Raw genomic sequence first — 11,715 nt, forward strand, 5'->3', positions numbered from 1 at the left:
AAGCATCCGGCCGCACGCAGAGGGGTGGCCGGGTCGCGTTTCAGACGACCAGTTTCCGGGGGGAGGCAGGCCACTGTCTCCCCCTTTTAATTTGCCCTCCCCCGCCAGGCCCCGCACATAGGAGGCGGCCATGACGGAAGCGATCGAAATAGAAACACAGCGGCTCGGCCTGCGCCGGCTTTCCCCGAGAGATGCGGGGCCGGTGACCGAGGCCGTAAACGACCCGCGAATCTATCTCATGCTTGCCAGCGTCGCCCCCGCCCAGTCCAAGGTCGAAACCCTCGCCTGGTTCGCGACGCATGATACCGCGCGCCAGAACGATACCGGCCACATTTTCGCGGTCGTCTCGAAGGAGACCGGCGCCCTCGCCGGGCTAATCTCGGCCAATCGCCAGCGCACCGATGATCCCTTCAATATCGGCTACTGGATGACGCCGCCCTTCTGGGGCAAGGGCTATTGCACCGAGGCGGGCACAGGGCTCGTCGGCTGGCTGGAAAACACCCGCGCGGCCGCCGCCCTCGTCTCGGGCTATTTCTCGGACAACCCGGCCTCTGGCAAGGTGCTCCGCAAGCTTGGCTTTCTGCCCTGTGGCCGTGGCCCCATGTTCTCCAGGGGGCGCGGCGCCCCGGCTGACCACATCATGATGGCGCGTATCGCCTGAAACGGATAAAGACCACCCCATGAAGTTCCTCGATCAGGCCAAGGTATATATCCGCTCGGGCGGCGGCGGCGCAGGCTGCGTCTCGTTCCGGCGCGAGAAGTTCATCGAATATGGCGGCCCTGATGGCGGCGATGGCGGGCGCGGCGGCGACGTGTGGATCGAAGCCGTCGAGGGACTCAACACCCTGATCGACTTCCGCTACCAGCAGCATTTCAAGGCCAAGCGCGGCGGCCATGGCATGGGCAAGCAGCGCACCGGCGCGCGCGGCGAAGATGTCGTGCTGAAGGTGCCCGTCGGCACGCAGGTCTATGAAGAAGACCAGGAAACCCTGATCGCGGACCTCACTGAGGTCGGCCAGCGCGTGCTGCTCGCCGCCGGCGGCAATGGCGGCTGGGGCAATCTGCGCTTCAAATCCTCCACCAACCAGGCCCCCCGCCGCTCCAATCCGGGCGAAGAGGGGGAGGAGCGCTGGCTCTGGCTGCGCCTGAAACTGATTGCAGACGCCGGCCTCGTCGGCCTGCCGAATGCCGGCAAGTCCACCTTCCTGGCCGCCGCCACCGCCGCCACGCCGAAGATTGCCGATTATCCGTTCACCACGCTTCATCCCGGCCTCGGCGTCGTGGATCTGGGCACCTCCACGCGCTTCGTGCTGGCCGATATTCCCGGCCTCATCGAAGGCGCCGCCGATGGCGCAGGCCTCGGCCACCGCTTCCTCGGCCATGTCGAGCGCTGCAAGGTGCTGCTCCACCTGATCGACGTGACGCAGGACAACCCCGCCGATGCCTACCGCACCATCCGTGCAGAGCTGGAAGCCTACGATCCCGAACTTGCCCAACGCCCGGAAATCGTCGCCCTCAACAAGATCGACGCGCTCACGCCCGAACTTGTCAAAGAGCAGATGAAACAGCTGAAGAAGGCCTATAAAGGCAAGCCCCTGCTCCTCTCCGGCGTCACCGGCGAAGGCGTCAAGGAAGCCCTCTACGCCATCGCCCACCATCTCGGCTTCAAGGACGAAGACGCCCCCAGGGCAGCCCCCGCCGAAGACGATGATCAGGACACAGACACCTCCTGGAGCCCTCTTTAGCGCGAAGTGGGCCCACCTCTCATGGCTCCGCAATGGGAGGTGAGGGCAGCAGCGCCCGTCATCCTTCGACTTCGCTCAGGATGAGCTACCCTGGTGTCGCGCTTTAGAAGCTCATCCTGAGCGAAGTCGAAGGATGGGTGGGCTCCCCGAAACGCCCGCCCTATCCCACACCTCCAGCCCCAAAAACCCCAATCCCTTCAACCCCTTCCCCCAAAACCACCCCCGCCTTATCCACCCCCTCCGGCGCCGTGTTATTCTCCTCGCATGGAAGACGCCGCCCTTCAGCCAACGGATGATCCCGTCTACGTCCTGCTCGAACAGGCACGCCAGCTCATCCTGCGCTTCGTCCATTATATCGACAGCATCTTCGAACGCCTCGGCACCGCCCGGCCCAGCAACGCGATCCTCCGTAAACTGACGAGCTACGCCCTCGTCCCGGCTGAAACCGCTCTGCGCCGTGTCGTGCTGATCCTCGCCGCCCACCAGCCCATCCCTGAGCGCCCCAAGCCCCGCGCCCTGCCGGACGCGGCAAAGCCGCCCTCCGGGACCGTCTCACCGCAGAAAGCCGCCCAGCCCCGCGCGCCCGTCTTCAACATGCGAGAGCCCCAGCCCCGCGTGAAGTCAGACCATCTCCCCGCCTCGGAACTGCCGCGCATCCGTGTGCTGACAGATGCTGTTCTCAGCGCGCCGCCCGTGCCCGCTGCGCCGCCGCACGATCTTTCCGCAGGCTTCGCCCGCCGCCTCGCCGCGCTGCATGGCGCCCTGAACAATCCCCACGCCGTCGCTACCCGCTGGCTGCGCCGCCAGTTCGCCGGCACCGCGCCGAAGCCCTGCCCCCTCTCGCCCCACCGCATCCCTGGCCTGCGCAGCGCCCTCCCCGGCCCCGAAAAAGAAACCCTCCGCAGCCTGACAGACATGGCCTTCAGCTTCTTCGCCGCCGACACTTCCTGACGCGCCGCGTCCGCCGGCAAACGCCCGGAAGAATGCCCAAAACGCCTAAGCTGCCGCACTTGGCCGCGCGCTCACGCGCGCGTGCCATGCTTTCACATGGGCCGCGCCCTCCGGCACCGGCAGGCCGATCCAGGCCGCAAAGTCCACCGTCGAAAGCGCGCAGATATCGGCCACCGTAAACCGGTCCCCCGCCACATAATCGCGCCCCGCCAGCTCCCCGTCGAGCCACATCAGCGCCCGCTCATAATGCCCCCGGTTCGACGCGCCAAACTCCTGATACTGAGGAACCACTACCTTCGCCGTGAACGGATGGGCATGGCGCCAGAACATCCCTGCCGGGCTCATCATCTGAAACTCCACCCGGCGCACCCACATATCGATCATGGCCTGCTCCAGCGCCCCATCCCCAAACAGGTTCGGCTCCGGATAGAGGCTCTCCAGATAGCGGCAGATAGACACCGTCTCGCTGATACAGGTGCCATCGTCCAGTTCCAGCACCGGCGTCTGGCCCAGCGAGTTGCGGGCGATATGGTCGGCGGCCTTGTGCTCGCCCCTAGCCAGCGCCACATCCACCAGCGGGATAGACACCCCCTTCTCGGCCAGGAACATGCGCACGCGGCGCGGATTGGGCGCCGGCATCGGCGTGTTGTAGAGCTTCAAGACATTTCCCCGTTTCTGACTGTTTCTGTTTGCCGCCAGCTTGCGGGCAGCAGGCACAGCGGTCAACACGCGCGCGCCATTCCCCTTACGGAGCATTCCCTGGATGGAACTATCCGTTCCACTGGGCGTTCTATTGGTGGGACCAGGCGTCCCCCGCATGTCTACTGGCCTGCGCTGATGCGCCTCCCCGAAGCAGAAGGAGCACACGTATGCAGTATGAAACCCGCAACACAGAGTCGCATGAGGAAGTTACTCCCGTCGAGGCCCGCCAAGGCCGCCGTGTCGGTGTCTGGAAGATCCTCGCCGCGTCGCTGGTGCTCGTGGTGGTCGGCTTCCTGATCATGGGCGGCCTCTTCGATTCCGGCCAGGCGCCCCCGCCGCCATAACCCTGCCTGAACGGCAAATCTCACCCGCCAGGCAGCTTTCAGTCCGCCGGAGGGGGAGTTTTCGCCGCTATTGGGGCCGGATCGCGGCGCTTCCTCTCGCCTTTGACGTGCCGGGCGTGTATCGCACCTGCGATCCCCTTCATCATGCCGGTGCCGTTGATGTTCAGCTCCCTTGCCGCCCGTCCGCGCCGTCTCGGCCTCGCCTGCGGCGCGGTGGCAACCGGTCTCGGCATTGTGTATCTTATCGCGGCCGGCGCGCCGCTTCTTTACCCTTCCGTCAACGCCGCCACCTTCGGGCTTGGGGCCGCCTTTGTCCTGATCGCTGGCAGGGCCCGTCTTCCCACGGGCCCCGTCCTGTTTGCTCTGGCCGCAGCCCTCATGGCCACCAGCCTGTTTGGTGTAACGGCCGATGGCGCCACCCGCTGGATCGCGCTCGGCCCGTTGACCCTCCAGCCCAGCCTCATCCTGCTGCCGGTGATGGGAACGGCCTTCGCCCGCCAGCCAACGCGCCTGGCTGCAGCGGCCATCGCCATCGCGGCTGTGGCAATGGCGCTGCAACCTGATCGCGCCATGGCCGGCGCCCTGGCCGCAGGTCTGGCGGCCGTTGCCGCCCTCCGCCCCCGGCGCGAGACGGTCCTTGTGCTGATTATCTCGCTGATGGCCTTCGCCGCTGCCTTTCTTCAGCCCGATCAGCTCCCGGCCATGCCCTTTGTCGAGCGTGTGTTCTACACGTCCTTCGCGGTCCATCCGCTCGCCGGCCTCGCCGTGCTGGCCAGCGCCGGCGTGCTGCTCCTGCCTGCGCTCCTTGCCCGTTCGGCCACCGGCGCCGCCTTCGGGGCAGTCTGGCTGGCCATCCTTTTTGCCGCCGCCCTTGGCAATTACCCCACGCCCTTCGCGGGCTATGGCGCCAGCGCCATCCTCGGCTACCTTATAAGTCTCACCGCCCTTTCCGCCGGCCCGCCCTCATCCCCGGCCTGATCCCTCTTAAGGGTCTCCGGCGGGCAGTCACCAGCCCCACTCGCCTTTACGCAAAACGGCGTGTATCTCCCTCAGCCATGACTTCAGACACCCTCGCCCGCGCCCGCCGCATCGTCGTGAAAACCGGCTCCGCCCTCATCGCCGAGGCAGGCATGCCGCGTCATGCCTGGCTTGCCGCGCTGGCCGCTGACATCGCCAGCCTGCGCCAGCGGGGCAAGGAGGTCATCCTCGTTTCCTCCGGCGCGGTCGCCCTTGGCCGCTCGGCCCTCGGCGCGCCCTATCAGGGCCGGCTGGAGCAGAAACAGGCCGCCGCCGCCATCGGCCAGCCCCGCCTGATGGCCGCCCTGGGAGACGCCCTCGCCCCCCATGGGATCGCCGCCGGCCAGGCCCTGCTCACCCCCGGCGACACCGAAAACCGCCGGCGTTGGCTGAATGCCCGCGCCACGCTGGAAACCCTGCTGGAAGCCGGCGTCATCCCCGTCATCAACGAGAACGACACCGTCGCCACCGAAGAAATCCGCTATGGCGACAATGACCGCCTCGCCGCCCGCGTCGCCCAGATGATGGGGGCGGACGTGCTGATCCTCCTCTCCGATATCGACGGCCTCTACACCGCCGATCCGCGCTCAAACCCCGCCGCCACCCACATCCCCTTCCTCGAAGCGCTCACCCCGGAGCATGACGCGATGGCCACCGGCGCCAACGCCGCTGCCGGTGTCGGCTCGGGCGGCATGGCCACCAAGCTTGCCGCCGCCCGCATCGCCCATGCCGCCGGCTGCTCCACCCTGATTACCCTTGGCAACCGCGAGCATCCCCTCGGCGCCATCGAGGCGGGCGAGCGCGCCACCCTCATCGCTTCCCGCATCAGCCCGGCCAAGGCCCGCGCCGCCTGGCTGGAAGGCCACCTCAAACCCGAAGGCGAGATCACCGTCGATGACGGCGCCGCCGCCGCGCTGGAGAAGGGCGCGAGCCTCCTCGCCGTCGGCGTGCGCGGGGTCACCGGCCAGTTCGAGCGCGGCGCCGCCGTGGCCGTGCGCGCCCCCGATGGGCGCCTGCTGGCCAAGGGCGTCACCGCCTACGGCGCCGAAGACATCCGCCGCATCGCCGGCCGCCGCACAGAAGAGGCCGAAGCCCTCCTCGGCTACAAAGGCCGCCCCGCCATCATCCACCGCGACGACATGGTGCGCCTTTGATCATTCGCCCTGCCACCACCGCCGACATGGACGCGCTGGTGGCCCTGGAAGCGAGCTTCCCCGAAGAAGACCGGTTTGACCGGCGCACCTGGCGGCGCCTCCTCTCCGGCCATGCCCGCGTCCTCGTCTGCGAGACGGCCCCCGGCGGCCTCCTCGCCGCCGCCGTGATGCTCTACCGCAAGGGCGCCCGCATCGGCCGGCTCTACTCCATCACCGTCGCCCCGTCGGCCCGCGGCCAGGGTCTCGCCCGGGCGCTGATGGCGGCCTGTGAAGCCGATGCTACAGATCGCGGCGCCCGCGCCATCCGGCTGGAAGTGCGCGTCACAAATAGTTCAGCCATCCGCCTTTACGAGGCGGGCGGTTATCGCGTAATTGCGACCCTTGAGTCCTACTATCCGGACGGAGAAGCGGCGCTGCGGATGGAGAAGTCTCTAGAAGCGCCCTCTAATGGAGCCCCATGACCGATTGGGTCGTGCTTGTTGAATCGGCAAGCGACATATCTCAGGCAGAGACACCGCACAAAGTCCTGCGTATCTCCGACTATATCTCAAAGCCTGCGCTGTTCACCGGCCGGCGGCCCTACATCCTCAATCTCGCCCGCTCCTACGCCTACCAGTCGGAAGGCTATTACGCCTCCCTGCTGGCCGAGGCACGCGGCCACCGCGTCAGCCCCAGCGTCCAGACCATGGTCGAGCTGTCGAAAAAGACACTCTACAACCATGCCCTGCCAGACCTGGGCGAAACCCTGCAAGAAGCCCTCGCCAAGGGCGCCCCGAAGGTCGACACCCTGTTCGTCGCCTTCTCGCGCACCGAGATCCCGGCCTATGAGCGCCTTGCCCGCGAAGCGATGGACTGGTTCCGCACGCCCGCCCTCGAAATCGAGTTCGACGAGGAAGCCCCCCACGGCATCGGCCGCATCCGCGCCGTCCCACCCCACAAGCTGAAAGACCAGCGCCGGAAATTCTTCCTCGATGCGATGGAGGCCTACACCAAGGGCCGCGTGAAGAACGAGAAGACCCGCGCGCCCGCCAAATGGGCCCTCGCCGTGTTGGTCGACCCGCAGGAAAAGACCGCCCCGTCCAAACCCGCCTCCTTGAAGCGCCTCGCCGATGTGGCCGAGAAGATGGGCGTCGAGGTGGAGCTGATCGACCCGACTGACCTGCCATCGCTGGCCGAATTCGACGCCCTCTTCATCCGCGCCACCACCTCGATCGACAATTTCACCTACCGCTTCGCCCGCCGGGCTGAGCAGGAAGGCATGCCCGTCATCGATGATACCCATTCGATGATCCGCTGCACCAACAAGGTCTATCTCAAGGAAATCCTCGAGAAGGCCGGCCTGCCCATTCCGCGCACGGAGATTGTTGACGAGAAGACCGATCTCGCCGGCGTGTTCGAGCGCCTGGGCAGCCCGGTTATCCTGAAAACGCCCGATGGCAGTTTCGGCATCAACATGGTCAAGGCCCAGTCCCTGGACGAGCTGAAAACCGGCGCCAAGAAAATGTTCGAAGATACCGCTCTCATCATCGCCCAGGAATTCCGCCCAACGAAATTCGACTGGCGCATCGGCGTCCTGAATGGCGAGCCGCTCTATGCCTGCCAATACCGCATGGCGCGGGGCCACTGGCAGACGGTGAAGTATGGCGACAATGGCAAGTCCACCGAAGGCGGCTTCACCACCATGCCCGTGGAAGACGCGCCCCCCGAAGTCGTCAACGTCGCCGTCCGCGCCGCCAGCCTGATCGGCGATGGCCTCTATGGCGTAGACCTGAAAGAAACCGAACAGGGCGTCATCATCATCGAAATCAACGACAACCCGTCAATCGATCATGATGTCGAAGGCGCCGTCCTGAAAGATGAAATCTGGAGACGGATCATCTCCTGGTTCTCCACCCGCCTCGAACGCCGCATGGGCCGCGCGGGCTGATCCAAGCGCAACGCCAAACCCCTCTCCCCTTGGGAGAGGGGCGAGTTGCATCCAGTCTGGCTCTCCGTGAGATGGCGCGGTGAAACCCCTATCCCGCGAAGTGGGAGAGGAGGGGCCCATTGCGCGGCAATGGGAGGTGAGGGTCTTCCTCTCCTCCCGCACAAAACCCCTAAAACTTGAACCCACCCGCCAGCAGCTTCGCATACCGCTCCGCCGTCACCGGCGCGTAGCCGCCTTCGGCCGGGTCATACATCCACAGCGCGTCGCCTTCGACCTTTGCCGGGTCAAACCCTTCAGCCACCAGCTCCACCTTACGATATTTGAACGTCCCGGTCGTTTCCGCTTCCGGCTGTACCCGGATGAAAACCGGCACGGCATAGGAGGGCAGCATCCCGGTGAGCCGTTTGTGCAGCCCGGCGAAATCCACCTCGCCGTCCAGCGTCACGGCGGCCATACCGGCCTTTCCGTCCGTCCCCGGAACAGGCACGCCATAAACGTTGGCCGTGGCCACTCCGTCGATCTTCGACAGCGCCTCGCCCACTTCATTGGTCGAGACATTCTCACCCTTCCAGCGGAAGGTGTCGCCGATCCGGTCAATGAAGTAGATATAGCCGGCCTTGTCCTTCTTCAGCAGGTCGCCGGTGCGGAACCAGAGATCGCCCTTTTCGAACACATCACGCAGCAGCTTCTTCTCGGTCGCCTTCTGATCGTTATAGCCTTCAAAGCGCTGGCGGACATCGTCGCCGATCTTGCCGATGGCCTCGCCCGGCTCGCCGATCGCGGCGGGAATGCAGAAGCCGTCCGGCCCGCGCACGGGCTCCTCGGTCTCGATGTCGAACTTGACGAAGCCGACATGCGCAAACTGGCTTTTCAGCCAGCCGGGAATGCGCCCGATGGCGCCCGGTTTGCCGTCAAAATTGATGAAGCTGACATTGCCCTCGGTCGAGCCATAGAACTCGGCCAGATGCGGAATATTGAACCGCTCCAGGAACTCTTCCCAGACTTCCGGGCGCAAACCATTGCCAAATCCGGTGCGGATCTTGTGCGCCTTCTCCTTGGGATGGGGCGGCGAGTTCACCAGATACCGGCACAGCTCGCCGATATAGACGATGGCGGTGGCGCCCTCATCGGTCGCGTCGTCCCAGAAGGCGCTGGCGGAAAACTTCCGTCTCAGGATGATTGCCGCGCCGGTCATCAGGCCCTGCCCGATGCCGCAAAGCCCGCCCGTGCCATGATAGAGCGGCAGGGTGATGTAGATCCGGTCCTTCGGCGTGATGCGGCAGGGCGCGATGAAACTCTTCATCATCCCCTGCGTGCGGGCATGGGTCAGGCGCGCGGCCTTGGGCAGGCCCGTGGTGCCGGAGGTATACACATAGAGGCAGAGATCCTTGCCCAGAAGGCCAGCGCGGTGGGCCCGGTCTGGCCGTTGTGGCGAGGCAGCGGCCAGCGCCGCGCCGAGGTCTTCCCCCACCTGCCCGCCCAGCGTCCACACCGTCGGGGCATCCTTGAACAGGGCTGCCGCGCCGATGATCGCGCCGTCCTGCTCGGCCCCGGTCACGATCAGCTTCGCGCCCGAAATATTGACGCAATGGGCCAGCGCGTCGCCTTCCAGATTGTGGTTGATCAGTGCCGTGACGACCCCGATCTTGGCAAAGCCTGCCCAGGCGGCGACGTAATCAGGCCGGTTTTCCATGAAGAGGGCGATGCAGTCGCCTGCCTTCAGCCCCTGGCCCAGCGCCCAGTTGGCAAACCGGCTCGCCTGAGCGTCAAACTCGGCATAGGTCGTCGATTGGCCCTCGAATCGGAAAGCGATGTTGCCGGCAAACTGGTCAGCCGCGCGTTCGTAATCGTCGGCCACCAGGTTCTCGGAATCGGGAGAAATGTCCCCGGTCCATTTCTTGACGAGCAGAATATCCTGGAACAGCCGGTATTCGCGGCCAATCTTGGCAAAAAGGTTCATTTGCGGCGCCTCCCAACGCAGAGGGTCGGATTGGATGTTTTGGGTTTTTATTGAATTTAACAGATGGGATTATTGCAGGGATTGTCAAAGAATTCGCTAACCATAACAGGGAATTTGCGGCAGGTTTGCGTTCCGTGTCAGGTCTGGTAGATGCTGCGGCGCACAAGAAACTCATAAGGAACATGGACCATGGCGAAGGACCCGGTTGGCGACCTGCTCACCCTGCTCGACATCGAGCGGCTCGAACATGACCTCTTCCGTGGCCAGAGCCCGGATGAGGAAGAAAGCCAGCGCGTCTTCGGCGGCCAGGTCATCGCCCAGTCCCTCGTCGCCGCCTACCGCACCGTGCCGGACGATCGGCCCTGCCACTCCCTGCACGCCTATTTCATCCGTCCCGGCGACCCGTCCGTGCCGATCATCTATCAGGTCGACCATTCCCGCGATGGTGGGTCCTTCACCACCCGCCGCGTCGTCGCCATCCAGCATGGCAAGCAGATTTTCAACCTCGCTGCCTCCTTCCAGGTGCAGGAAGAAAGCTGGCATCACCAGCATGACATGCCGCAAGTCCAGCCGCCCGAGAGTCTCAGCGACCGGATCGAATGGCGCCGCAAGTTTGCCGAAAACGTGCCCGAGCGTCATCGCGGCCATTTCCTGCGCGAACGCCCCATCGAGATGCGCGAGATCGACCCGCTGGACCCGCTGAACCCGGCCAAGGCGTCGGATGTCCACGCCCTCTGGTTCCGCGTGGCCCGCCCCATCGACGAGGCGCCCTGGATCCACCACTGCCTGATGGCCTATGCCTCCGACATGGCCCTCCTCGGCACCGGCTCGCGCCCCCATGGCGTCTCCTGGATGAACCGGGAGCTGATGTCCGCCAGCCTTGACCATGCCATGTGGTTCCACGCCCCCACCAAGTTCGATGAATGGCACCTCTATTCGATGGACAGCCCCTATGCCGGCGGCGCGCGCAGCTTCAACCGCGGGTCCATCTATGACGCCTCCGGCCGGCTGGTCGCTTCGGTGGCCCAGGAAGGCCTGATGCGCCGGGTCACGCCGAAACCGCGCCAGGGCTGACCGTCAACGGGCCTGAGATGGGCCCGAATTGTCCGGATTTGTCCGGATTTGTCCGGATTTGTCCGAAACCTGTCCGGAAATGCCGCCCTCTGGCGCAATCCTCACAGCTGCGGCGCCCCGGCACAGCGAAAAGCGCTTGCACCCCGGCCCCATCTGATTACACCGGGACTCCGGAGCGTAGCGCAGTCTGGTAGCGCATCTGGTTTGGGACCAGAGGGTCGTAGGTTCGAATCCTATCGCTCCGACCAATCATTTTTAGGTGCCTCGGGAGGCTCTGGGATGGAAGCGCGAATCTACAAACCGGCGAAAAGCGCCATGCAATCAGGCCGTGGCAACACGAAAGCCTGGGTGCTCGAATTCGTGAACCCCAGCGCCCACCGCAGACCTGACCCGCTGATGGGCTGGACCAGCATTGACGACACGTCGAGCCAAGTCCGCCTGCACTTCGACACGCGCGAACAGGCCATCGCCTATGCCGAGCGCGAAGGCCTGAATTTCACCGTGACCGAGCCGCGCGAGCGTATCCGCCTGGTCAAATCCTATGCCGACAACTTCTCGGCAGACCGCAAACAGCCGTGGACTCACTGAGACCGGCTGCGTAAACCCCGCGCATCCCTTCCCAAGGGTTTGGCCCCGTAGCTCAGCTGGATAGAGCACTCGCCTTCTAAGCGAATGGTCGCAGGTTCAAGTCCTGCCGGGGTCACCATGCTTTCCGTTGTCCGGCCCGGACACATAGGTAACAGACTGTTCCGGAGAGATAGGTTACACTTTCGCCCCGAACGGGTTGTCTACAGTCTGTAGTGTCCTTGCCTCGAGATCAACATATCCGAGGTCATATTGC

The 11,715-nt window shown here is 65.1% G+C and carries 12 protein-coding genes and 2 tRNA genes; 12 read left to right on the forward strand and 2 right to left on the reverse strand.

The window, feature by feature from the left end; translation table 11 throughout:
• Positions 1-130: 130 nt before the first annotated feature.
• The 3 genes from BBF93_RS12835 (at position 131) to BBF93_RS12845 (ending at position 2,696) form a co-directional block, all read left to right on the forward strand.
• Positions 131-661 carry a GNAT family N-acetyltransferase gene (locus BBF93_RS12835; RefSeq protein ID WP_114106186.1) on the forward strand — a complete coding sequence of 177 codons (531 nt, stop codon included), beginning with the start codon at positions 131-133 and terminating at the stop codon, positions 659-661.
• A gap of 19 nt (positions 662-680) precedes the next feature.
• A complete protein-coding gene (gene obgE / locus BBF93_RS12840; protein ID WP_035596619.1) occupies positions 681-1,745 on the forward strand; it encodes a GTPase ObgE in 1,065 nt (354 codons plus the stop codon).
• Between the two features lie 264 nt (positions 1,746-2,009).
• Positions 2,010-2,696: a hypothetical protein gene (locus BBF93_RS12845; RefSeq protein ID WP_114106187.1), complete on the forward strand. Its 687-nt coding sequence runs from the start codon at positions 2,010-2,012 to the stop codon at positions 2,694-2,696.
• A gap of 45 nt (positions 2,697-2,741) precedes the next feature.
• Here BBF93_RS12845 and BBF93_RS12850 read toward each other — a convergent pair whose 3' ends face one another.
• A complete protein-coding gene (locus BBF93_RS12850) occupies positions 2,742-3,356 on the reverse strand; it encodes a glutathione S-transferase family protein (protein ID WP_199288410.1) in 615 nt (204 codons plus the stop codon).
• Positions 3,357-3,565: 209 nt separating this feature from the next.
• Here BBF93_RS12850 and BBF93_RS19555 point away from each other — a divergent pair, with 209 nt between their 5' ends.
• From BBF93_RS19555 to BBF93_RS12870, 5 genes are all read left to right on the forward strand, one after another.
• Positions 3,566-3,742, forward strand: a complete 177-nt coding sequence (locus BBF93_RS19555) for a hypothetical protein (RefSeq protein ID WP_157532930.1) — start codon at positions 3,566-3,568, stop codon at positions 3,740-3,742.
• A 159-nt stretch (positions 3,743-3,901) separates the two neighbouring features.
• Positions 3,902-4,720: a hypothetical protein gene (locus BBF93_RS12855; protein ID WP_162786556.1), complete on the forward strand. Its 819-nt coding sequence runs from the start codon at positions 3,902-3,904 to the stop codon at positions 4,718-4,720.
• Positions 4,721-4,797: 77 nt separating this feature from the next.
• Positions 4,798-5,913 (forward strand): glutamate 5-kinase, encoded by a 1,116-nt coding sequence (proB, locus tag BBF93_RS12860; RefSeq protein WP_114106190.1) that lies wholly within the window; start codon positions 4,798-4,800, stop codon positions 5,911-5,913.
• Complete coding sequence (locus tag BBF93_RS12865; RefSeq protein WP_114106191.1) at positions 5,910-6,374, forward strand: N-acetyltransferase; 465 nt, start codon at positions 5,910-5,912, stop codon at positions 6,372-6,374. The genes proB and BBF93_RS12865 overlap by 4 nt, the downstream gene beginning before the upstream one ends.
• Positions 6,371-7,840 carry a RimK family protein gene (locus tag BBF93_RS12870; protein WP_035602557.1) on the forward strand — a complete coding sequence of 490 codons (1,470 nt, stop codon included), beginning with the start codon at positions 6,371-6,373 and terminating at the stop codon, positions 7,838-7,840. The genes BBF93_RS12865 and BBF93_RS12870 overlap by 4 nt, the downstream gene beginning before the upstream one ends.
• 169 nt (positions 7,841-8,009) lie before the next feature.
• Here the strand turns inward: BBF93_RS12870 and BBF93_RS12875 are convergent, their stop codons facing one another.
• Positions 8,010-9,800 carry a long-chain-acyl-CoA synthetase gene (locus BBF93_RS12875; protein ID WP_114106192.1) on the reverse strand — a complete coding sequence of 597 codons (1,791 nt, stop codon included), beginning with the start codon at positions 9,798-9,800 and terminating at the stop codon, positions 8,010-8,012.
• A 189-nt stretch (positions 9,801-9,989) separates the two neighbouring features.
• Between BBF93_RS12875 and BBF93_RS12880 the strand changes: the two genes are divergently transcribed.
• The 4 genes from BBF93_RS12880 to BBF93_RS12895 all read left to right on the forward strand — a co-directional run bounded on the left by BBF93_RS12880 (position 9,990) and on the right by BBF93_RS12895 (position 11,580).
• Positions 9,990-10,874, forward strand: a complete 885-nt coding sequence (locus tag BBF93_RS12880) for an acyl-CoA thioesterase II (RefSeq protein WP_035602563.1) — start codon at positions 9,990-9,992, stop codon at positions 10,872-10,874.
• 171 nt (positions 10,875-11,045) lie between these two features.
• A tRNA-Pro gene (locus BBF93_RS12885) sits at positions 11,046-11,122 on the forward strand.
• 31 nt (positions 11,123-11,153) lie between these two features.
• Positions 11,154-11,462, forward strand: a complete 309-nt coding sequence (locus BBF93_RS12890) for an ETC complex I subunit (protein WP_114106193.1) — start codon at positions 11,154-11,156, stop codon at positions 11,460-11,462.
• A 41-nt stretch (positions 11,463-11,503) separates the two neighbouring features.
• Positions 11,504-11,580, forward strand: a tRNA-Arg gene (locus tag BBF93_RS12895).
• The last annotated feature ends 135 nt before the right edge of the window (positions 11,581-11,715 follow it).

It is taken from the genome of Hyphomonas sp. CACIAM 19H1 (assembly GCF_003325995.1).
Classification (GTDB): Bacteria; Pseudomonadota; Alphaproteobacteria; order Caulobacterales; family Hyphomonadaceae; genus Hyphomonas; species Hyphomonas polymorpha.